At 65.0% G+C, this 25,017-nt stretch carries 4 protein-coding genes; all 4 read right to left on the bottom strand.

What is annotated here, in order from left to right; translation table 11 throughout:
• Window positions 1–171 precede the first annotated feature (171 nt).
• Window positions 172–483 carry a DUF6124 family protein gene (locus tag ABTV29_RS09060; RefSeq protein ID WP_433769749.1) on the bottom strand — a complete coding sequence of 104 codons (312 nt, stop codon included), beginning with the start codon at window positions 481–483 and terminating at the stop codon, window positions 172–174.
• A gap of 545 nt (window positions 484–1,028) precedes the next feature.
• Window positions 1,029–1,985, bottom strand: a complete 957-nt coding sequence (locus ABTV29_RS09055) for an alpha/beta hydrolase (protein WP_433769748.1) — start codon at window positions 1,983–1,985, stop codon at window positions 1,029–1,031.
• Window positions 1,986–2,145: 160 nt separating this feature from the next.
• Window positions 2,146–13,896, bottom strand: a complete 11,751-nt coding sequence (locus ABTV29_RS09050) for a non-ribosomal peptide synthase/polyketide synthase (protein WP_433769747.1) — start codon at window positions 13,894–13,896, stop codon at window positions 2,146–2,148.
• Complete coding sequence (locus ABTV29_RS09045; protein ID WP_433769746.1) at window positions 13,896–24,887, bottom strand: amino acid adenylation domain-containing protein; 10,992 nt, start codon at window positions 24,885–24,887, stop codon at window positions 13,896–13,898. The genes ABTV29_RS09050 and ABTV29_RS09045 overlap by 1 nt, the downstream gene beginning before the upstream one ends.
• Window positions 24,888–25,017: the final 130 nt, after the last annotated feature.

The raw sequence follows: 25,017 nt of genomic DNA, 5'->3' as shown, positions 1-25,017 counted from the left end.
AGTGGGTCTTCAGTGAATGCAAATTCCGGATTCACTGAAGATCAATTGTGGGAGCGAGCCTGCTCGCGATGGCGATAGTGGCCTCACCAAAAAGATCGCAGCCTGCGGCAGCTCCTACAGATGTAGGCATTCCTCTGTAGGAGCTGCCGCAGGCTGCGATCTTTTGATCTTCTAATCCGGCGATTCAATCCGATCCAGCGCCCGATTCACCGCCAGCTCCCCCAACATGATGACCTGCGCAATCCCGAGCAGCGTATTGCGCCCCGTCCCCTCCATGCGATCTGCCAGATCCAGGGTCATGACATTGGCCGAAGCCAGCGACTCACAGGCATGGGCCAGCAGGGCTTGGGTGTCGAGGTCGGGGTTGACGATGAAGGTGGTGTCGAGTGTGCGGGGGGTGGCGTTGATGTCGGCGGCTGAGGGGATGCGGTCGAAAGGCGTGGCCGAGTCGGTTTCCGGGGGATTGGGTGTTGGCTTGAACATCGATGTAACTCCATATGGGACTGATGGAGCCATCACCCTCGCTACCAAACGAAGGGTGGTGACCATACGAAGGTTGGTAGACCGGCCCATATGGCAAACCCGGCGCACCCGAGGGTGCCCTGCGCATGGTCACCATTAAAAGGTGACGCTGTGCGCCATATGAAGGACGGGCTACCAAACCCGATCGCTGTCTTTTTCAGCGACCGGCAAACGATAAAACCCGGCCCCAAGGCGCACAAGCCGGCGGATTCTGGCGTAACCGTAGGCAACGACGCAAGAAACTGTGGCTTTCATGAAGTAACGCTGACGGCCGTTAAACAAACACTCCGAACAGAGACCGCATCGCGAGCAGGCTCGCTCCCACAGGGGATTGCCAGTGAATGCAAAGTCCCGGCTCAATGCAGATCAATTGTGGGAGCGAGCCTGCTCGCGATGGCGACAGTGGCCTCACCAAAAAGATCGCAGCCTGCGGCAGCTCCTACAAAGAGTACGTAGTCCCCTGTAGGAGCTGCCGCAGGCTGCGATCTTTTGATCTTCCGTTTACTTCACAACCGCGTACGCACCCACCCCGCCACTTCCCGGTGAATCCCCTCCACCTCCCCCAACAACCCCGCCATGCGCAAGAAGTCATGGGTCATGCCCGGCTGCTCCAGCAACGTCACCTCATTCCCCGCCGCCCGCAGCCGCTCGGCATACGCCAGCCCTTCGTCATGCAACGGATCATGCCCGGCCAGGTACACCAGCGCCGGGGCCACGCCCGACAGATCGTCGGCCAGCAACGGCGAGCAGCGCCAGTCGGCCAAATCCGCAGACGTGCGGGCGTAGTGGGCGTAGAACCAGTCCAGGGTCGGGGTTTCGAGCAGGTACCCTTCGGCGAAATCGCGGTGGGAGGTGCGGTGGGTGGTAGCGTCGGTGACGGGGTAGACCAGCAGTTGGGCCTTGGGTTTGAGGGCCAGTTCCTGGGGTTGGCGTACGGCGATCAGCGACAGCACCGTGGCCAGGGTGGCGCCGACACTGTCGCCGGCCAGTGCCACCCGTGACGCATCCAGGCCGTGGGTCGCGCCTACGCGTACCAGCCAGTTGCCGGCGTCGCAGGCGTCCTGAACCGGGGTGGGGAATTTCCATTCCGGCGCCAGGCGGTAATCCACGGTCAGCAGGGCGAAGCCGCCCTGCGCCGCGAGGCGACGGCACAGCGCGTCATGGGAATCGAGGCTGCCGACCACGTAGCCGCCACCGTGGAAATACAGCATCACCGGTTGCAGGCCGTCGACCGCCTGGCCGTTGCGATACAGGCGCGCGGGCAGGCTATGACCGTCGCGGGCGGGGATGGTGAAGTTTTCGCAGGCGATGTGATCCAGCGTCACGTCGAGGAAGCCTGAAGCGGCTTCGAAGTCAATCCGCGCCTGTTGTGGGGTTTGTTCGTGCATGGGGCGGCTTTTGCCGGTGAGACGGCCGAACTCGGCGAGTTCGAGGAAAGCTTCAAGTTCTGGCAGTACGGCCATGGGGGGAATCCTTTTACACAAAGAGGTCGAAAATCAATCTTGAAACCGGCACAAAACCTGTAGGAGCGAGCCTGCTCGCGATAGCGGACTGCCAGCCAACGTTGATGTCGACTGGCAGGCCCTCATCGCGAGCAGGCTCGCTCCTACAGGGGGTGTGTGGTTATGCGGTAATCAGGCGGTGCTCCAGCAGGTCCTCCAACTGACCCAGCAACTCATCACCCCGCAGCAACTCGTAATGCCCACCGGCCAACAAACGATCCACCCCGTGATGCCCGACCTGCGCCTCGAACACCCGACGCTCATCCTCACGTCCGGCCACCCACCAGCGATGCGCCGCGACCTGCACCTTAGGCAGTCGCCGTTGCGCCAGGGCCAGTTGCTTGAGCGCTGAACCGGTGGCGAAGATCTGCGTCAGTTCGCTCGCCCCCAGCGCTGCGTGGCCATTGCCGCCGTGCATGGCCGCGGCAATCACCGCCGAGGCGCCTTTGCGCTCGTTCAGGCCGGCGGCTTTTTCGGCAATCAGCGCCTGTGCCTGTTCAAACGGTTGACCAAGGACAAACTTCAGGAAGTCCGCCAGATCCTCACGCCAGTCCCCCGCCTCCGCCGTGCCCGCCACGTAGCTGTCGACCAGCCCGGCAAAGGCCACCGCCTGACCTTGCGACTCCAGCTCATGGGCCACCAGTTGGGTCAACGCACCACCCAGCGACCAGCCCAGCAAGTAGTACGGCCCTTGCGGTTGCTGTGCACGAATCCGCTGCGCATAGGCCTGCGCCATGGTCAGCAGCGACTCATCCTGCCATTGCGGATCGAGCAGCATCCGGCATTGCAGGCCGTACACCGTGCGCCGACCTTCCAGGCGTCGCGCCAGCGGCTCGTAGTCGAACACCGTGCCGAAACCGGCGTGCAGGCAGAACAGCGCCGGCACGTTGGCGACCCGGCCATTCAAGGCCAGCAACGGGTCCGGCGCGCTCGCAGTCTCGGCAGCCTGATAGCCGCTGAGTTCGGCGATGCAGGGTTTCTGCATCAGGTCCCTCAGCTTCAATTCGAAGCCCAGTTGCGGCTGGCTGCGCACCCGGGAGATGACCTTGAGCACCTGCAACGAATCGCCGCCCAGTTCGAAGAAGTTGTCGTCGATGCCCACCTGCGGCACGCCGAGCACCTCTTGCCAGATCGCCACCAGCGCGGTTTCCAGGGCGTTGCGCGGCGCGCGATAACCACCCGGCGCCCATTCCGGCTGCGGCAGCGCGCGACGGTCGAGCTTGCCGTTGGCCGACAGCGGGAAGCGCTCCAGCACCAGGATCCGCGCCGGCACCATGTAGTCCGGCAGCTGTGCTTGCAGCTCGGCCTTCAGGCGTCGGTCCAGCCCATTCGAGCCCATTGCAACGACGTACCCGACAAGCTGCTTGCCAGTCGGCGTGTCGTGCACCACCACGGCGGCATCCTGCACGCCAGCGCACTCACGCAGGCGCGCTTCGATCTCGCCCAATTCGATGCGGAACCCACGAATCTTCACTTGCTGATCGAGGCGGCCGAGGTAATCGATCAAGCCGCATTCACGCTGGCGCACCAGGTCACCGGTGCGGTACATGCGGCCACCGGCCTCGAACGGGTCGGGGATGAAACGTTCGGCACTCAGGCCCGGGCGCTGGTGATAACCACGGGCCAGGCATTCGCCGCCCAGGTACAGCTCGCCGCTGACACCCACCGGCAACGGATTGAGATCGGCGTCGAGGATGTACAGGCCACGGCCCGCCACGCCACGTCCAATCGGCGCGTAGGCCGCCTCGCAACTTTCGCTGGCCTCGGCCCGCCACAGCAGCGGTGTGACCACGGTTTCGGTCGGGCCGTAGCCGTTGACCAGCCGCTGCGGGCGCAAGGCGCGCTTGACCTGCTCGAAGCTGGCATCCGGCACCGCATCGCCGCCAAAGCAGTACACCTGCACCGCCGGCGGATTGCCCAGGCGCTCGGCCACCTCGGCCATCTGTTGCAGGTACGCCGGCGGGAAGCAGGCCACGGTGACGTTGTGGCGATGCAGCACTTGAAGGGTTTGCTCAGGCGTCCACAGGTTGTCTTCGCGGATCACCAGACTGCCACCGGCCAGCAGCACGCTGAGCCAACGCTCCTGGGCACCGTCGAAGGCGAACGACATGAAATGCAGTTCGCGGCTTTGCGGGGCCAGTTCGTAGAGGTCGATGATGCCGCGGCAGTGCCGGGCAATCGGTCCTCGCGCCACGGCCACGCCCTTGGGTTGGCCGGTGGAGCCGGAGGTGTAGATCAGATAGGCGAGATGCCCCGGCAACGGCTTGGCAACCGGGCATTCAGCGCCATCGGCAACAGTCAACTGATCGAGCAGCAGACGCGGCGGACTGCCGGCCAGCGGCAGGCGCCCACCCAGATCGCTGTCGCAAATCAGCAGGCTCGCCGCCGAATCGCCGAGCATGTACGCCAGTCGCTCGGCCGGGTACGCAAGGTCCAGCGGCAGATAGGCCGCACCGGCCTTGAGCACCGCGAGGAACGCGACAATCGTGCGTTCGGAACGCGGCAACGCCACCGCCACCAGGCTTTCGGCACCCATGCCACGGGCGATCAGCTGTTGTGCCAGAGCATTGGCTTGCACCTCAAGCTGCGCATAACTGACCTCGCGGTCCTCACAGAGCAAGGCGATTTTCTGCGGCTGCGCAATCACATTCCGATTGAAGCTGTGCAGCAAATCCGCTTGATCGTCGCAGGCCCGCGGGAGGCTCAAGCGCGCCTCGGGCAGCCCGATATTGCCCAGCAGACAGTCAGCGTCTTCCGGCAAGACACGCAGCAAGCCTTCCAGCTGCGCACGAATGCGCTCGACTTCCACGTCGCTGAAGCGATCACGCAGGTACAGGTACTCCACCTCCAGACCTTCATCGTTGGCGCTGACCATCAAGTCCATCGGGAAGTTGGTCACGCCACCGCTGCCGACGTCGGCAAAGCGCAGCTCGCCTTCCTCGCCGCCTTTGAGTGCGCGGTCCACCGGGTGGTTTTCGAAGACGATGATGCTGTCGAACAGGCCCTGGCCACCCTGCCCGGCCCAGCGCTGGATATCGGACAGCGGCGTGTGCTCGTAGTCGCGCACGCTCAGGTTGTAGTCCTGCAATTCACGCAGCCACTCGCCGAGCGGTTGCTGCGGGTCGAGGGTCTGGATCACCGGCAAGGTGTTGATGAACAGGCCGAGCATGTCCTGGGCACCGGCCAGCCCGGTCGGACGCCCCGCCACCGTGGCCCCGAATGCGACGCTGCGCTGACCGCTGTGACGTTGCAGCAGCAACAGCCAGGCGCCTTGGACCAGGGTGTTGAGGGTCACGCGCTGGCGCCTGGCGAAACGTTGCAGCTTGCCCGTGGCCTCGGCGTCGAGGTCGCTGTACATCACGCCGTGGCCGGAACCCGCGGCTCCGGAGGCCTTGGCCAGAATGGTCGGCGCCTCCAGCAAAGCCAGGCGCTCGCGCCAGAAGCCTTCGGCCCGGGCAGCGTCCTGGCGTTGCAGCCAGGCGATGTAGTCGGCATAACGCCCCGTCAGTGCCGGCAGGCTGTCGTGGTGGTACAGGCGCAGCATCTCGCCCAACAGGCGCGACGCACTCCAGCCATCGAGCAGCAGGTGATGGTAGACCCAGATCATCTGGTATCGGTCTACACCCAGGCGCACCAGTACGAAGCGCATCAGCGGCGGGCAACTCAGGTCGAAGCCCCTGGCCTGCTCGGCCTGCGCCAGTTTATGCAGCGCCTGTTCGGTGTTCGTGCGCTCACGCCAGTCGAGCTCTTCGATCGGCAACTCGACCTCGGCGAACACCGCCTGCAGCGGATCGGCCAGACCGTCGCGCCAGCGGAACGCCGCGCGCAGCACTTCATGGCGCTCGATCAACGACTGCCAGGCCGCACGGAAACGCGGCACCTGCAAGCCGTCCACCTCGACGCTCAACTGGTTGACGTAGGGGTTGAGCTCCGGCGAATCGAGGCAGTGGAACAACATGCCCTGCTGCATCGGCGACAGCGGATAAAGGTCTTGCAGGCCTTCGCGGGCAGCACCATCGATGTGCGAAACCAGCGCAAAAGCCTCAACCTTCGGTGCTTCCAACACTGCTGCTTCACGGATGTCGGCTACCGAAGCAAGGGCACGAATAGTCTGCTGCTCGAACAATTGCTTGGGACTGAACACCAGCCCGCGCCGCCCTGCACGGCTCACCGCTTGCAAGGAGATGATCGAGTCACCGCCCAGTTCGAAGAAGTTCTCGGTGACGCCCACCGAATCCAGGCCCAGCAGCTCTTTCCAGATCTCCACCAGCAGCGCTTCGGCAGGCGACGCGGCAGCCACCTGATCCTCACGCTGGCGAGTCGCTTCAGGTGCCGGCAAGCCCTGACGATCCAGCTTGCCATTGGGCGTCAGTGGCAACGCCGCCAGGCACATCAGATGCGCCGGCAGCATGTGCGCCGGCAAACGGCTGCGCAGGTGCGCCGTCAACGCGTCACGCAGGTCCTGCTCATCGGCCAACGGATCGCGAGGCACCACGTAGCCGACCAATTGACGGCCCACCGGGCCTTCACGGTCGATGACAAAGGCTTCGCGCACGCCTTGGTGCTCGACCAGACAGGCTTCGATTTCGCCGAGTTCGATACGGAAACCGCGAATCTTCACCTGCTGATCGATACGGCCAAGGTATTCAACGACGCCATCGGCACGGAACCGTGCGAGGTCGCCGCTGCGATACAGGCGCCCGCCGGGCACGAACGGATCGGGCACAAAGCGTTCGGCGGTCAGGTCCGGACGCTGGTGATACCCACGGGCCACGCCCTCGCCGCCCAGGTACAACTCGCCCGCCACGCCCACCGGCAGCGGCTGCAAGCCACCGTCGAGAATGTAGGCGCTGCGATTGCCCACCGGCCGGCCAATCGGCATGAAGGCCGAGTCGAACTCGGTGTCCGGGTAGGCCAGCCAGATCAGCGGGGTGATCACCGTTTCGGTCGGGCCATAGCCGTTGATCAGGCGCTTGGGTTGCAGCACCTGCTGCACTTCGTCAAACGCATGCTTGGCCATCCCCTCGCCGCATGGTGTGTAGGAACGGATCGGCAGGTCGCGCCCGGCTTCGCCCATGAAATCGGCGATTTGCCCCAGGTAGGTCGGGGTGAAACAGGCGATGGTGATGCGGTGTTTTTCAATCTCGGCGCAGGTGCGTTCCACGCTCCACAACTCGTCGTCGCGGGGCATCACCGCCGCCCCGAACACCAGCGGCGTCAGCCAGCGTTCGTGGGCGCCGTCGAAGCTAATCGAGGCGAATTGCAGTTCGCGGTCGTCCGGGGTCATGCCGTACAGCTCGCCGATCTTCACGCAGTGCATGGCCAGCGGACCGTGGGCCACGCTGACGCCTTTCGGCCGGCCGGTGGAGCCTGAGGTGTAGATCAGGTAGGCAAGGTTGTCGCCGCAGGTCAGGTTGACCGGGTTGGTCTCGGCCATGGCCGCCAGCGGCTCACAGTCGATGTCCAGCACCGACAGGCCTTCAGGCAGCGGCAGTTTTTCCCGCAGCCAGGATTGGCTGACCAACAGGGAAATGCCGCTGTCTTCCATCAGGTAACGCAAGCGGTCCGCCGGATAGGCCGGGTCCAGTGGCACGTAGGCGCCGCCGGCCTTGAGGATCGCCAGCAGGCCGATGATCATTTCCGGCGAGCGCTGCATCGCCAGACCGACCCGCACTTCCGGGCCGATGCCCAGTGCGCGCAGGCGATGGGCCAACTGGTTGGCGCGACGGTTGAGCTGGTCGAAGCTCAGTTCCAGATCGTTGAAGATCAGCGCCGTGGCATCCGGTCGAATCTCGGCCTGGGCTTCGATCAGTTGATGCACGCACAGCGGGTTCTGCTCGACGGTGAACGCCGGGTTCCATTCGATCAACTGCTGCGCTCGCTCCGCTGCGGTCAGCAGGTCCAGCTCACTCAAGGCCGACTGTGGCGCGGCGACCATCGCATCCAGCAGCGCGGCCAGATGTTCGCTCATGCGCACAATGGCATCGCCGCTGAAGTGGCTGCACTGGTAGCTCCAGTTCAGGCTCAACCGGGTTTCCGCCGTGGCTGCAATGGTCAGCGGGAAGTTGGTGCGTTCGTGGTTCTGCGGGATGGAGAAGCTCAAGCCCGCCGGTGCGCCCTGTTGCAGCGCTTCGGCCACCGGGAAGTTTTCGAACACCAGCAGGCTGTCGAACAGCGGCTCGCCGGCACGCCCGGCCCAGCGCTGAATGTCGCCCAGCGCGGTGAATTCGTGCTCGCGCAGCTCCAGGTTCTGCGCCTGCAAACGGCTCAACCATTGCTCGACGCTTTCCACCGCGTCGGGGCTGCTGATCACCGGCAAGGTGTTGATGAACAGGCCAAGCTGGCTTTCTGCCCCCGGCAAATCCACCGGGCGCCCCGCCACCGTGGCGCCGAACGCCACGCTGCGTTGGCCGCTGTAGCGTTGCAGCAACAGCGCCCAGGCGCCTTGCACCAGCGTATTGAGGGTCACTTTTTGCTGGCGGGCAAAGTCGCTGAAGCGCTGGGTGGTGGCGACATCGAAGGTCTGGCGATGATCGGCAAACTCCGAGTCCGACAGCCGCTGGTGATACCCCAGGCTTTGGGCCAGCAGCGTCGGGTTGTCGAGGCTCGCCAGTTGCTCGCGCCAGAACAGCTCGTCGGCCTCGGCATCCTGACGTTGCAGCCAGCCGACGTAATCGGCGAAACGCCCGGTAGGCGCCTGCACTTCTTGCCCGGCGTAACGCTGCAGCACTTCACTGAGCAGCAGCGAATTACTCCAGCCATCGAGCAGCAGGTGATGGTGGGTGTAGATCAGTTGCTGGCGCTCTTCGTCCAGACGCACCAGCGTCAGGCGCATCAGCGGCGCGCGGCTCGGGTCCAGTTGCAGGCGTTCGCTGTCGATCAGTTGAGCCAGCGCCTGGGCTTGATCGTCGCGGTGGCGCCAGTCCAGGCATGAGAACGGCAGCGGCAGCTGACGGTGCACCAGTTGCATCGGCGCCTCGAAACCTTCCGGGAAGTGGAAACTGCTGCGCAGGATCGCGTGATTGTCGAGCACCGCCTGCCAGGCACGGCCCAGGCGCTCGGCATCCAGACCGCGGGCTTCGACACTGAGCTGGTTCACGTAGGCGCCGGCGGCGGATTCGTAGAGGCTGTGGAACAACAGACCGGCCTGCATCGGTGACAGCGGATACAGGTCTTCGATCTGCGCAGGTGGCACCGGCAGACTGTCGAGCTGCGCCTGATTCAAACGCGCCAGCGGGAAATCCGCCGGGGTCACGCCACCCGCGCCCTCGCTCAGGCAATGCTCGATCAGCGCGAGCAATTCAGTGCGGAAATCCGCCGCCAGGGTTTCGATCTCACTGCGCTCGAAGCATTCGCGGCTGAAGGTCCAGTCGAGTTTCAGTTCGCCGCCATACACCTGACCGTCCACCGACAGCCAGTTGGGCAACGGTGCATCCGCCGATTGCGCGGCGCCGCTGGACTCTTTCGCAGGAGTGAACAGCGCGTCCTCGGCAAAGCTCTGATCGAACTGGCCGAGGTAGTTGAAGGTCACCCGCGCCTGCGGCAATGCGGCCAGCGCCGCTTGCGCCGTGGCATCGCCCATATAGCGCAGCAGGCCGTAGCCCAGGCCTTTGCCGGGGATTTCCCGCAGTTGCTGCTTGATGGCCTTGATCGAACCGCCGAGGTCGGCAGTGGGTGTCAGGCGCACCGGGAACAGGCTGGAGAACCAGCCGACGGTGCGAGTCAGGTCGATGTCGTCGAACAGCTCCTCGCGACCATGGCCTTCGAGTTGGATCAGCGCGGATTCGTTGCCGGTCCAGCGGCTGAGGGTGCGGGCCAACGCGGTCAGCAGCAGGTCGTTCACTTGAGTGCGGTAGATCGCCGGAACCTGTTGCAGCAGCCGGGTTGTTTGCTCTCGATCCAGGCCGATGCTCACGCCTTGGCGCAGATGCCCGGCCTGACTGGCCTGCGCATTGGCCGCCGGCAGCGAATCGCTGGCACTGGACAACTGGTCCTGCCACCAGCTCAACTCATTAGCGGCCCCTTCGGAATGTGCATAGGCATCGAGCTTGTCAGCCCAGGCCTGGAAGGCGCTGGTCTTTGCCGGCAGTTCCTGCCCGTGATAGGCAGCCTGCAAATCCTCCAGCAACACCCGCCAGGACACCCCGTCCACGGCCAGGTGGTGAATCACCAGCAACAGGCGTTGCGAGCCATCGGCCTGGGCGATCAGCGCCACCCGCAGCAGCGGTCCGTCTTGCAGGCTGAGGCTGCGCTGGGCTTCATCGCACACCGACTCCAGCGAGGCATCGCTGGCGACACGGGCGGTCCAGAGCATGTCGATCACGTCGGCACTGTCGGCGCCGACATACCGCGCCGACCATTGGCCGTCGACCTGACTGAAGCGCAGGCGCAATGCATCGTGCTGCTTGAGCAGGCGTTGCAGGGCACCTTGCAGGCGCGGCAAGTCGAGGGCTTCCCGTGGCGTCAGCAGCACTGCTTGGTTCCAGTGGGCGCGTTGCGGGATCGGTTCTTCGAAGAACCAGCGCTGGATCGGCGTGAGCTTTTGCACACCATCCACCGGCCCTTGTTGTGCCAGCGGTGCGGCTTGCTCTTTCACGACAGCGGCCAGGGCTTGCAGGGTTTGTTGCTGGAACAGATCCCGCGGTTGCAGGCTCAGGCCGGCGCGACGGGCACGGCTGACCACCTGGATCGAAATGATCGAGTCGCCGCCCAGCTCGAAGAAATTGTCCTGGCGCCCCACCTGCTCGACGCCCAGGACGTCCTGCCAGATCTGCGCCAGCACTTGCTCGTGTGCGGTGCGTGGCGCCTCGAAGGCGCGCTGGCTGACCTGCGCGGTCGGTGCCGGCAGGCGCTTGCGCTCCAGTTTGCCGTTGGGGCTCAGGGGCATCTGCTCGATCAGCACGGTCTGCGCCGGCACCATGTAATCCGGCAGGCTGCCGAGCAGATGAGTTTTCAGGGTTTCGCGCCAGAGGCCCTGTTGCCCGGCATCGGCCATCACCAGAGCACGATCCTGCGGCACGACGTAGGCCACCAGTTGCTTGCCGCTCGGGCCGTCGAGGGCCAGCACCACGGCTTCCTGCACCTCGGCATGTTCTTGCAGGCGCGCTTCGATCTCACCCAGTTCGATGCGCAGGCCGCGAATCTTCACCTGATGGTCGATGCGCCCGCAGTAGTCGATGGCGCCATCGGCTCGGTAGCGCGCCAGGTCACCGGTGCGGTACAGGCGTTCGCCGCTGCCGAACGGATCGACCACGAAACGCTCAGCAGTCAGCGCGCCACGACTGTGGTAACCACGGGCCAGACCGACGCCGCCCAGATACAGCTCACCCACCGCACCCAGCGGCAAGGGTTGCAATTCGCTGTCGAGGATCAGGGTGCGCAGGTTGGCGATCGGCCGACCGATCGGCACGCTGTCGCGGCCCTCCTCCACACAGGTCCAGTGGGTGACGTCGATAGCCGCTTCGGTCGGGCCATAGAGGTTGTACAGATTGGCTTGCGGCAGGCTGCGCAAAGTCTGGCGTTGCAGTTCCATCGGCAGCGCTTCGCCGCTGCAAATGATCCGGGTCAGCGAGGTGCAGGCCTGTGCTTCGTCGGCTGCGATGAACGCCTGGAGCATCGACGGCACGAAGTGCAGCGTGGTGATCGTCTGCTCGACGATCAGCGCGGCAAGGCGTTGCGGATCGCGGTGTTCACCCGGCGCTGCAATGACCAGGGTCGCGCCTTTCATCAGCGGCCAGAAGAACTCCCACACAGACACGTCGAAACTGAACGGCGTTTTTTGCAGCACGCGGTCCGCAGGCTGCAAGTTGTAGGCGGCTTGCATCCACTCCAGGCGGTTGTGCAGTGCCACATGGCGGTTGCCGGCACCCTTGGGTTTGCCGGTGGAGCCGGAGGTGTAAATCATGTAGGCGAGGTTTTCCGCCACCGCCAGATTGACAGGGTCAGTCCCTGGCAGCTCGCTCAGCCAGTGGGCGTCGTTGTGCAGGCACAGGGTGCGCACGCTGTCCGGTGTCGGCAGTTGCGCCAGCAGATGTTGCTGGGTCAGCAACAGCGAAATGCCGCTGTCCTCGATCATGTAGCTCAGGCGATCCAGCGGGTATTCCGGGTCCAGCGGCACATAGGCGCCGCCGGCCTTGAGGATCGCCAGCAGGCCGACGACCATTTCAAAGGAGCGCTCGCAGGCAATCCCCACGATCACTTCCGGGCCGACACCCTGGGCGCGCAGGTGATGGGCCAAGCGGTTGGCGCGCAGGTTCAGCTCGGCGTAGCTCAGGCTCTGGCCCTGAAAAACCAAGGCCGTCGCCTCAGGATCTTCAACAACACGCTCTTCGAAATGCCGTTGCACGCAGACTTCGCCCGGATAGCTGGTGGCGGTGTCGTTGAGGTCGTCGAGGATGCGCAGGCGTTCGTCAGCGTCCAGCAACGGCAGTTCGGCAATCAGGGTTTGCGGGTTGGCCAATACGCCGGCCAACAGGTTGCGCCAATGGCGAGCCATACACTCGATGCGCTCGGCGTCGAACAAATCGGTGGCGTAGGTCAGGCTGGCGAACAGGTTGTCGCCCTCTTCCTGGGTGTCCAGTTGCAGGTCGAACTGGGTGGTCGGCGCGGTGGCGTTCAGCGCTTCGACGCGCAGGCCCGCGAGCAAGCCGCTGACCGCCGCCGGCCGCGCTTGCTGGTGGTTGAACATCACCTGGAACAGCGGACTGTGGCTCAGGCTGCGCTCGCCTTGCAGCGCCTGCACCAGGCGCTCGAACGGCAGGTCCTGATAGGCCTGGGCATCCAGCGACGCGGCGCGGGTCTGCTCCAGCAGCTTGTCGAAAGCAAGCCGTCCGTCCAGCTCGGCGCGCATCACCTGGGTGTTGACGAAGAAGCCGATCAGGCCTCGGGTTTCCGTGCGGTTGCGGTTGCCGATGGGGACGCCGATGCGCAGGTCGGACTGGCCGCTGTAGCGGTACAACAGGGCCTGGAAGCTCGCCAGCAACAGCATGAAGGGCGTGACACCGCGCTGTTTGGCCAGGGCCATCAGGCCGCTGGAGAGTGCGTTATCCAGGGCAAAGTCCAGCCGCGCCCCCTGCTGGCTCGGTTGCGCGGGGCGTGGACGATCGGTGGGCAATTCCAGCAACGGCTGTTCGCTGCCGAGCTTTTCCTTCCACCAGTTCAACTGGCGCTCCAGCTCCCCCGCTTCCATCCAGCGCTTCTGCCAGGCGGCGTAGTCCGAATACTGGATCGGCAAGGCTTCAAGCTCAGCGCTCTGCCCCTGGCAGTGAGCGGCATACAGACGGGAAAACTCCTCGACCAGCACGCCCATGGACCAGCCGTCGGTGACGATGTGGTGCAGGGTCAGCACCAGCACGTGGTCATCAAAATCCAGTTGCAGCAGGCTGACGCGCAGCAGCGGGCCGTGCTGCAGATCGAACGGCCGGGCGATGTGCGCTTCGACTTCTTTCATCGCCGATTCGAAAGGCTGCGGCAGGTCGCGCAAATCATGCTGTTCGATGGACAACGAGGCGCACGAGGCCAGTGTCTGCATCACCTGGCCATCGTCCTCGACAAAACGGCTGCGCAAGCTCTGGTGCCGCTCCAGCAGCACGTCGAAACTCTGTTGCAGCGCAGCCAGGTTCAGCGCGCCGTGCAGGCGCAGAACCGCAGGAATGTTGTAGGCGCTGCCCTGTTGATCGATCTGCCAGAGGAACCACTGGCGCTGCTGCGCGTAGGACAGTTCGAAGCTCGCTTGCGGCTCGGTGGCGGGCGGAATCGGCAGTTGGCCGAAGCTCACGCCCTGCTCCTGCATGCGTGTCAGAAATTCGCGGCGCTTGTCGGCGGGCAGGCCGGCGAAGCGGGTGGCGATACGCATGGCGGTGGTGTGTTCCATCAGTTGATCTCCATCTCGTCGAGGAGCGACTCAAGCGCATCCAGACGGGCATCGTTGTCAGTCGGGGCCTGTTGCCCGGCCAGGGCGGCATAAGCCTGAAGGTCATGGGTTTCGAACAGCGCGCGCAGCGGCAGCTCGATGCCCAGTTGCAGTTCCACCCGGGCGCTGGCCTGGGCGGCGAGCAGCGAATGCCCGCCCAATTCGAAGAAGTTGTCGCGCCGGCCGATCCGCGCCACGCCCAGCACCTCGGCCCAAATCGCGGCCAGTTGCTGTTCCAGCTCGCCCTCGGGGGCTTCGAACGGACGCTGCCAGTCCTCGGCATCCGGCAGCGGCAGGGCCTTGCGGTCGAGCTTGCCGTTGCCGGTCAGCGGCAGGTCATCGAGCAGCAGCCAGTGGCTGGGCACCATGTAGTCCGGCAGCTCGACCTTGAGCGCGGCTCGCAGATTGTCGCGCCAGCTGATCGGGTCGCTCGGGGCCTGCTCGGCCACCACGTAGGCACAGAGCTGCGGCCCGCCGTCGCCGGTGTGCACGCTGATCACTGCCTGACGCACGCCCGGTTGTGCGAGCAGCGCCGCTTCGATCTCGCCCAGTTCGATGCGGAAGCCGCGAATCTTCACTTGCTGGTCGATACGGCCGAGGTAATCGATGCTGCCGTCGCCGCGCTGGCGCGCCAGGTCGCCGCTGCGATACAGGCGCTGGGAGGGCTCGAACGGGCTCGGCACAAAACGCTCGGCGGTCAGGCCGAAACGCCCGTGATAACCCCGCGCCAGACCGGCACCGGCGATATACAACTCACCCGCGACCCCCACCGGCACCGGTTGCAACTGGCTGTCGAGCAAGTACCAGCGCAGGTCACGGATCGGCAGGCCGATGGGGCTCTGCGCCTTGCCATCGAGGTCGGCCCGGCGGATCGCGCGGTAGGTCACGTGCACCGTGGTTTCGGTGATGCCGTACATGTTCACCAGGGTGGGCTGCTGGTCGCCGAAGCGTTCGAACCATGGCCGCAGGCTGGCCACTTCCAGCGCCTCGCCACCGAAAATCACCTGGCGCAGCGCCAGGTTCTGCGGGCTGGCGCAGGCAATTGGCAGCAGCTGGCGGAACGCGGTCGGGGTCTGGTTCAACACCGTCACCCCTTCATCGCAGAGCAGGCGGTGGAACGCCTGCGGCTCGCGGCTGATGTAGTACGGCACGATCACCAGGCGCCCGCCGGTGCATAGCGCGCCGAACAGTTCCCACACCGAGAAATCAAAGGCACAGGAATGGAACAGGGTCCAGACATCGTCCGCATCGAAATTGAATTCGGCGGCGGTGGCGGACAGCAGACGCCCGACGTTGCCATGGCTGAGCAATGCGCCCTTAGGTCGCCCGGTGGAACCGGAGGTGTAGATCACGTAGGCGAGGTTGTCCGGGGTCGACAGGGTTGGCAGGTTGACGCTGTCGTAGCTGTCCAGTTGCAAGGACGTCAGGTCCAGCACCTGCAAGCCATCGCGGGCCGGCAGGCCATCGATCAGATGAGTTTGGGTCAACAGCAACGCGATGCCGCTGTCTTCGATCATGTAGCTCAGGCGCTCGGCCGGGTAATGCGGGTCCAGCGGCACGTAGGCGCCACCAGCCTTGAGAATCGCCAGCAAACCGACCACCAGCGGCATCGCCCGCTCGGTGGCGATGCCCGCCCGCACTTCCGGGCCGACGCCCTGCTCGCGCAGCTTGCGCGCCAGGCGGTTGGCCTGGGCGTTGAGGGCGGCGTAGCTCAGGTGCTCGCCTTCGTAGCTCAGGGCGATGGCGGTCGGCCGTTGTGCGGCCTGGGCTTCGAACAGCTGATGCAAGGTTGGCGAGGCGGGTTGCGCCTGAAACGCCGGGTTCCAGTGCTGGATCAGTCCCTCGTATTGCGGCGTTTGCAGCAAAGGCAATTCGGCGACGCGCTGCCCCGGATCGGCGACCACCCCGCGCAGCAGGTTCAGCCACTGCTCGGCGAGGCGCTGCATCGAGGCCTCGTCGTACAGATCGGTGGCGTAGCTCAGGCTGGCATCCAGTACATCACCCTGCTCCTGGGTATCGAGCACCAGATCGAATTGCGCAGCGTGCTGCTGCCAATGCAGACGCTCGACCTGCAAGCCCGCCACGTTGCGCTCGACGCTGGCCCCCAGTTGCTGCTGGTGGTTGTAGAGCACCTGGAACAACGGGCTGTGGTTGAGGCTGCGGTCCGGCTGCAAGGCGTCGACCAGTTGCTCGAATGGCAGGTCCTGATGGGCCTGTGCTGCCAGCGCGGTGCGTTTGACCTGTTGCAGCAAGGTGCTGAACGGCTGCTGCCCGTCGATCTCAGTGCGCAGCACCTGGGTGTTGATGAAGAAGCCGATCAGGCCTTCGGTTTCCAGGCGCGAACGGCCGGCGCTCGGCACGCCGACGCTGATGCCCGATTGCCCGCTCTGGCGATGCAACACAGTCTGGAAACTGGCCAGCAACAGCATGAACAGCGTCACCTGCTGTTCCTGCGCCCTCGCGCGCAAGCCGGCCAGCAACGGGCGATCCACGTTCAGCGTCAGGCTGGCGCCGCGCCCGTTGCGACGGGCCGGACGGCTCAGTTCGCTGGGCAACTCCAGCGGTGCCTGGCTGCCCTGCAATTGCTCGCGCCACCAGGCCAACTGGCGTGCGCCCTCCCCGGCTTCCAGCCAGTCGCGCTGCCAGCGGGCGTAGTCGCTGTAGGCCACCGGCAGTGCCGCGAGGTTGGCAGCGCTGCCTGTCACGGCGGCCTGATACAGGGCGCTGAACTCGTCGACCATCACCTGCATCGACCAGCCATCGGCGGCGATGTGGTGCACGGTGAGCACCAGCACATGGTCCTCGGCGCCGACTTGCAGCAGCCATGCACGCCACAGCGGGCCGTTGCGCAGGTCGAACGGTTGGGCAATGGCTTCGGCCACGGCGCCGTTGATCGCTGACTCAGCGATTGACCGTTCGTTGAATTGCATCGGCAGTTCGACGTGCACCACCGGCCGCGCCTGCTGACCGTCCTGTTCGAAGGTGGTGCGCAGGGTTTCGTGGCGCACCTGCAACTGCGCAAAGGCTTTGCGCAGGGCGTCGCGGTTCAGCGGGCCCTTGAGGCGCAACGCCGCCGGAATGTTGTAGGCCGCGCTGTGCGGGTCCAGTTGCCAGAGAATCCACTGGCGTTGCTGGGCGTAGGACAGGATCCGTGGCTGATCGTCCGCTACGCGTTGCAGCAGCGGTTGAGCGCTGGCCGTCGCTTGCGCGGCACGCTCGGCAAATACCTGCAGATTCGCGGCGGTGAACAGGCTGCTCACCGACAGCTCGATCTGCAATTGCTGGCGCACGCGGGAGATCACTTGCAGCACCAGCAACGAATGGCCGCCCAAGGCGAAGAAGTTGTCGTCGCGGCCCACTTGCTCGACCTGCAACACGGCTTGCCAGATCTGCGCCAGTTGCGTTTCCAGCCCGGGTGCCGGGGCCACGAAGTCGCGTTGAGTCGTTGCCGCCTCGGCCCGTGGCAGGGCCTTGCGGTCGAGTTTGCCGTTGTTGTTCAGCGGCAGCTTGTCCAGCAGGACCAGGTGGCTGGGCACCATGTAGTCCGGCAAGGATTGGCGCATTGCCGTTTTGAGGCCTTCCAGATACTCCGTTGCTGAAGCCACTGCACCACTGGCGACGATGTACGCCACCAGTTGCGTGCCATCCTGGGCGATGACGGCGGCTTCCCGCACTTCATCCCGGGCTTGCAGGCAGGCTTCGATTTCGCCCATTTCGATACGGAAACCGCGGATTTTCACCTGATGGTCGATGCGCCCGACGTATTCCAGATTGCCGTCCGCGTTGTAGCGCGCCAGGTCGCCACTGCGGTACAGCCGCGCCCCCGGCTCGGGAGAAAACGGGTCCGGCAGGAAGCGCTCGGCGGTCAGTGCCGGGCGGTCGAAATAGCTTTGCGCCAGGCAGGCCGGCGCGCCGATGCACAGTTCGCCGACACCCTCGGCCGGCATCAGCTGGCCTGCCGCGTCCAGCACGTGCAGCGAACGCCCGGCGATGGCGCGGCCGATCGGAATGCCGAAGGCATCGCTGGCATCGCTCAACTGGCAGTCGTGCACGCTGGACACCACCGTGGCCTCGGTCGGGCCGTAGGTGTTGAGCAGGCGCACGTGGCCGAGGCCGGCCTGATGCCACAGGCGCAGGCCTTCCACCGACATGGCTTCGCCGCCGACGTGGACCTGACGCAGATTGCCGAGGTTTCGCACCACTGCGCCGGCGCATTCCCGGGCGAGGAGGAACCAGTAGGCGGCCGGCAAATCGGCCACAGTGACGCCTTGCTCAACGATTTCCGCAGCCAGTCGGCCAACGTCCCACAGGTCATCGCCACGCATGATCAACGCCGCGCCGACGCACAGCGCCGGGAAGCATTGTTCGACGAAGCCATCGAAGCTGAAGGTGGCGAATTGCAGGACGCGGTCTTTGGATGTGAGCACCGAGTAGTCGGCGGCGGTCTCGCAGAACTCGCGCAGGGCGCCGTGGGTGATGGCGACGCCTTTGGGTTGGCCGGTGGAGCCGGAGGTGTAGATGATGTAGGCGAGATCTTCGGCGGCGGGGAGAACGCTATCGCGAGCAAGCTTTGCTCCCACAGGGGTGGCCACAGGGGGTGTGGTGTCTTCGAGGGTTAGGCGGGATACGCCTTGAATATCTTCGAGCAGGCCGGACTCGTGCAGCAGCAGGTCGAGGCGGCTGTCGTCGATCATGTAGGCCAGGCGTTCGGTTGGGTATTTCGGGTCGAGGGGTACGTAGGCGGCGCCGCTTTTCAGCACGGCCAGCAAGCTGACGATCAGCTGCGGACCGCGACGCACGGCCAGGCCGATACGCTTGCCGGGACCGGCGCCGTGGTCGATCAGGCGCTGGGCCAGGCGGTCGGCTTGCGCATTCAGTTGGCCGTAGCTGAGGGAATGGCCATCGACCTGCAACGCCAGTGCGTCCGGCGTGGCAGCGGCTTGGGCGGCGATTCGTTCGTGGGCCAGAAGCGTTGTGGATAACTCAATCGCCGGTGGCTGGCTGATCGCGAGCACCGCGTTTTTGCCATCGTCGTCGAGCAGTTCCAGCGAGCCCAATGCGGCCTGCGGCGACGTCACCAGTTGCGTCAGCAGGTGCTGCAGGTTGGCCGACAGTCGAGCGATCTGCGCGGCGCTGAAGCGCGCGGTGTCATAGCTGAAATCCAGCCCCAGGCCTTCGCCCAATTCGATACCGAGGGTCAGCGGATAGTGGGTGCGTTCGTGGTTGTGCAGGTTGCCGAACGACAGCCCCGCCGGCGCGCCCTGCTTCAGCGCTTGGGCGACGGGGAAGTTTTCGAACACCAGCAGGCTGTCGAACAACACAGAACCCTGTTGCTGCGCCCAGCCCTGAATGTCGTACAGCGGCACATGCTCGAACTCGCGCATGGCCAGGTTCAGCCCTTGCAGTTCGTCCAGCCACTGACTGACGCTCTGGTCCGGCTTGATCGCGCACACCAGCGGCAGGGTGTTGATGAACAGGCCGAGCTGTTCCTCGATCCCCGGCAACGGCGCCGAACGGCCGGCCACGGTGGCGCCGAACACCACGCAATCCTGGCCGGTGTAGCGATGCAGCAAGAGGCTCCACGCCGCTTGCAGCAGGGTGTTGAGGGTGACTTTCTGCTGCCGGGAGAACTCGGCCAGGCGTTGGGTCGCGCTGCTCTCGAGGCTGACGCGATGTTCTGCATTGCCCTGGATGCCAACCGGTGGACGCAGGGCTTCGGCCAGCAAGGTCGGTGCCTCCAGCGGCGCCAGCGCGGCTTTCCAGAATTGCTCGCCGGCCTCGGCCGATTGCTGCTGCAACCAGCCCAGGTAATCGCGGTAGTGTCCGCCGGGTGCCGGCAGCGACTGCCCGGCGGCGTAGTGCTGGATCACTTCGGACAGCAACTGCGCGTTGCTCCAGCCGTCCATCAGGATGTGGTGGCTGGTGTAGATCAGGTGCCAGTCGTTGGCGCCGGTGCGCACCAGCTTCAAGCGCAGCAGTGGCGCCACACCCAGCTCGAAACCTTGCGCGCGTTCGGCATCGGCCAGCGCGTCGGTGTCGGTGGCGTCCAGCACTTCGAGGGGCAACTCGACGTGCCGGGCAATCGCCTGATGCGCGGTGTCGAGGCCTTGCCAGTGGAAGCTGCTGCGCAGGATCTCATGCCGCTCAAGCGCCGCTTGCCAGGCGCTGGCGAAACGCTCGGTGTTCAGCCCGCCGATGTCCAGGCGCAACTGGCTGATATAGGCGCCCACCTGGGGTTCGTAGAGGGTATGGAACAGCATGCCCTGCTGCATCGGCGACAGCGGATACAGATCTTCGAGCCGGGCGATGTCCAGCGGCAGGCCGTCGAGTTGCGCCTGGCTGATGCGCGCCAGCGGGAAGTCCGATGGCGTGGCTTGCGGTGCTTCCAGGGCGCAGCAGTGCTCGATCAGTGCGTTCAACTCCCGGGCGTAATCGTCGGCCAGACACTGGATAGTCGCGCTGTCGAACATCTCGCGGCTGAAGCCCCAGCTCAGGGACAGTTCGCCGCCGTAGACCTGGCCTTCGACCACCAGCCAGTTGCCCAGCGGTGCCGACGGATCCTGGGCGATGCCATTGCCTTCGGTGGAGGGCGTGAACAGCGCGCCCTCATCGAATTGACGGTCGAACTGCCCCAGGTAGTTGAAGGTGATGCGCGGCTGCGGCAACGCCGCCAGACCGGCACGGGTCTGCGCACTGCCCAGGTAGCGCAGCGCGCCATAACCCAGGCCCTTGTCCGGCACGGCTCGCAACTGTTCCTTGATGGATTTGATCGACGCGCCAAGATCGGCGGCGGGCTTGAGGTTGACCGGGAACAGGCTGGTGAACCATCCGACCGTGCGGGTCAGGTCGACGTCTTCGAACAGGTCTTCGCGACCATGGCCTTCGAGCTGGATCAGCGTGCTGCCCTGCCCGCTCCAGAGGCAGACGGCGCGAGCCAGGGCGGTCAACAGCAAATCATTGACCTGGGTGCGATAGGCCGCCGGGGCCTGTTGCAGCAGCTTGCGGGTCTGTTCGCTGTCGAGCCTGATTTCGAGCTTGTGTTCGAAACGGTTTTCCAGCGCACCTTCCGGGCGCTCGCACGGCAGGTCGGCCGGTGCGTCTTGCAGTTGCGCCTGCCAGTTATCGAGGCTCTGTTCAAAGGTGCTCAGGTGACCCTGCAAACGCGCGACCCAGCGCTGGTAGCTGCTGGTTTTCGCAGGCGCGGCGGCGCCGTTGTAGAACTGCTGAAGGTCTTCCAGCAACACGCGCCAGGACACGCCGTCCACCGCCAGGTGATGGACCACCAGCAGCAAACGCTCGCTGCCGTCGGCCATGCTGACATGCAAGGCCCGCAACAACGGACCGTTCTGCAGGTCGAGACTGCGCTGGGCCTCATCGCACAAAGTGTTGAGCGCTTCGACCGATGACGCTGCACGACTCCACAACACCGAGTCGGTAGTCGGCGCGGCATAGGCTTGCTGCCAGCCGCCGTCGGCCTGTTGATAACGCAGGCGCAGGCTGTCGTGTTGGCTCAACAGTTGTGACAAGGCGCGCTCCAGCGCCTCGATGTCCAGCGGCTCGCGCGGCACCAGCAGCAGCGACTGGTTCCAGTGCTGACGCTGGGGAATGGCCTGTTCGAAGAACCACTGTTGCACCGGCGCCAGCGCCACCGCGCCGTGGGCCGGACCTTGCTCGATGGACGATTGCTCGCCGCTGCGAGCGGCCTGGGCCAGGCTGCGGATGGTCTGATGCTGGAACAGGTCCTTGGGGCTCAACACGATCCCGGCCTGGCGGGCGCGGCTGACCACTAGCATGGACACGATGGAATCACCGCCCAGCTCGAAGAAGTTGTCTTCCAGGCCGACGTTGTCGATGGACAGCACTTCCAGCCAGATCGCCGCGAGGGACTTTTCCAGTTCGCTGCGCGGTGCGACGTGTTCCCGCTGTTGCGTAGTGCCGTCAACCGCCGGCAGGGCCTTGCGGTCGAGTTTGCCGTTGGGGGTCAGGGGCAAGTGTTCGAGGAACAGCAGGTACGCCGGGACCATGTAGTCCGGCAGGTGCTGTCGCAAGGCTGCCTTGAGGATTTCCCGTTGAGTCGTTTGTGCGTCGACGTCATCCAGCAATGCCCGATCGCTCGGCACGATGTAGGCCACCAGTTGCTGACCGCTGGCGCCGTCCTGTGCCAATACCGTCAGTTCGCGCACTGCGTCCTGTTGCAGCAGCCGCGCTTCGATTTCCCCCAGCTCGATACGGAAACCACGCACCTTGACCTGATGGTCGATGCGACCGACGTATTGCAGGGTGCCGTCGGCCTGATAGCGGGTCAGGTCGCCCGTGCGGTACAGGCGCTCGCCGGTGCTGGAAAACGGGTTCGGCACGTACTTCTCGGCGGTCAGGCCGGGCCGCGCCAGGTAACCACGGGTGATACCGGCGCCGCTCAGGTACAGCTCGGCGGACACGCCCTGCGGCACCGGTTGCAGGTCGGCGTCCAGCAGGTAGCTGGCGGTGTGCTTGAGCGGGCGGCCGATGTTGGCGCGGCCGCCGGCTTCGCGACGGGTCCAGGTCGAATAGGTGGTGTCTTCCGAGGGGCCGTAGAGGTCGTAGACATGCTCGACGGTCGACTGTTGATACAGGGCATCCACCAGGCTTTGCTTCAGCGGCTCGCCGGCCAGATTGATGATGCGCACGCTCGGCGGGATCTGCCCGTCGCGCTGCAAGGCATTGATCGCCGACGGCACGGTGTTGATCAGGCGCACCTGATCCCGGGCCGGCAGCAGCGGCAGTTCCAGGGCATTGCGGGCGATGATCACCGAGCCACCGTTGGCCAGGGTCACGAACAGCTCCCACACCGACAGGTCGAAGCACACCGAGGTCGAGGCCAGCACGCCCTGGATGTCATCGCGGCTGTACACCGACCGCGACCAGTCGATCAGCGCCAGCACGTTGCGGTGGGCGATGGCCACACCCTTGGGCTTGCCGGTGGAACCGGAGGTGTAGATCACATAAGCGAGGTTGTCCGGTGTGACGCGGGTGGTCGGGGCGCCGGCCGGGTATGCGTCCAGCGAGAGGCTGTCCAGAAGCAACAGGGTCGTGTCGTGCGGCACGGACAGGGTGGCGGCCACAGCTTTTTCGCTCAGCAGTACCAGGGCGCGGCTGTCTTCGAGCATGTAGGCGACGCGCTCGGCCGGGTAGTCCGGGTCGAGCGGCACATAGGCACCCCCGGCCTTGAGCACCGCCAGCAAGGCCACCAGCAGTTGCTCGGAACGCTGCATGGCCACGCCGACCCGCACTTCCGGGCCGACGCCCAGTTCGATCAGCTTGTGTGCCAGGCGGTTGGCCCGTGCGTCGAGTTCGCGGTAGGTCAGCTGTTGCTGGCCGAAGGTCGCGGCCAACGCATCCGGGGTCGCGCCGGCCTGCCGGGCGATCAGCTGATGAATGCACAGATCCTGCGCGAAGGGTTCATCGGCGCGGTTCCAGTCATGGACGATGCACTGGTATACCGCCTGCTCCAGCAACGGCAGGTCGCTGATGCGCTGCGAGGCATCGCTGACCATGCCTTGCAGCACATGCGTCCAGTGCTGCGCCATGCGCGCGATGGTCGCGGCGTCGAACAGGTCGTTGGCGTAGGTCAGTGCGGCGTGCAGCTTGCCACCCTTCTCGTACGTATCCAGCGTCAAGTCGAACTGGGTGGTGCGCCCTTGCCACTCGATCACGCCAAGCGCCAAACCGGACTCGGTGGTGACGGTGGAAATGTCCGCCACCTGCGGCTGGTGGTTGTACATCACCTGGAACAGCGGCGTGTGGCTGAGGCTGCGCTCCAGTTTCAAGGCTTCCACCAGACGCTCGAACGGCAATTCCTGGTGGGCCTGGGCGCCGAGGGCGGTCTCCTTGACCTGTTGCAGCAACTCGTCGACCCGGGTCTGGCCGTCCAGTTGGGTGCGCAATACCTGGGTGTTGACGAAGAAACCGATCAGGCCTTCGACTTCGCTGCGGTTGCGGTTGGCGATCGGCACGCCGACGCGGATGTCGCGCTGCCCGGTATAGCGGTGCAGCAGCACGTTGAAGGCGCCGAGCAGCAGCATGAACAAGGTGATGTTGTGCTGTTGCGCCGTGGTCCGCAGCTGTTCGGCCAACTGGCTGTCGACGGCGAACTCGTAGCGGGTGCCGCGATAGCTCGGCATCGCCGGACGCGGGTGGTCGGTGGGCAGTTCCAGCACCGGATGTTCGCTACCCAGTTGCGCCTGCCAGTAGTCGAGTTGGCGCGCCTGCTCGCCGGCCTCCAGCCAGCGACGCTGCCATAGGGCGTAGTCGCTGTACTGGATCGGCAGCGGCGGCAGTTGTGGTTGCATGCCGGCATCGAAGGCGTCGTAGCAGCGGATGAATTCGTCGATCAGCACGTTCATCGACCAGCCATCGGAGACGATGTGGTGCAGGGTCAGCAGCAACACATGTTCCTGTTCGGCGAGCTTGAGCAAGGTGACCCGCAGCAGCGGCCCGCTGCCCAGATCGAAGGGCAGCACCGATTGCTCTTCGGCGGCCTGGGCGACGGCCTGTTCGTGCTCGCTGGGCGGCATGGCGCTGAAGTCCACGTGATCGATCAGCAAAGGCGCGGTGGCCGGCACCTGCAACAGGCTGTCGTCGGCCTGCCGGGCAAACACCGTGCGCAGGGTCTCATGACGCGCCACCAGGCTGGCAAAGCCCTGCTCCAGCGCCGTCAGGTTCAGGCGCCCGGTCAGGCGCACCGCGCCCGGCAGGTTGTAGGCGCCGCTGTGCGGGTCCAGTTGCCAGAGAAACCACATGCGCTGCTGGGCACAGGACAGTGCCTGGCGATCCTCGGTGTCGACGCCTGCGGGGATCGGAAACCGGGCAAAATCCACGCCCTCCTTGTGCAAGGCCGCAAGGAACATCTGGCGCTTTTCCAGGGGCAACCCGATAAACCGGCGAGCAAGTTTCAAGGAGTCTTCAGCATTCATTTCTGGGTATCCGGATCAGTGGCGGGAAGCACAAAGGCACGTCGTCCCTATAGAACGAATGCAGACCGGAAAAATTAGCGAATGAGAACAACTGTCAGGTGGGAGGTGGAGCGCGGAAAACAGAAGGATG

This window comes from Pseudomonas putida (assembly GCF_050989985.1).
Classification (GTDB): Bacteria; Pseudomonadota; Gammaproteobacteria; order Pseudomonadales; family Pseudomonadaceae; genus Aquipseudomonas; species Aquipseudomonas putida_AI.
The sequence above is the reverse complement of the archived record's forward strand: the minus strand, read 5'-3'. Positions and strand labels throughout refer to the sequence as shown.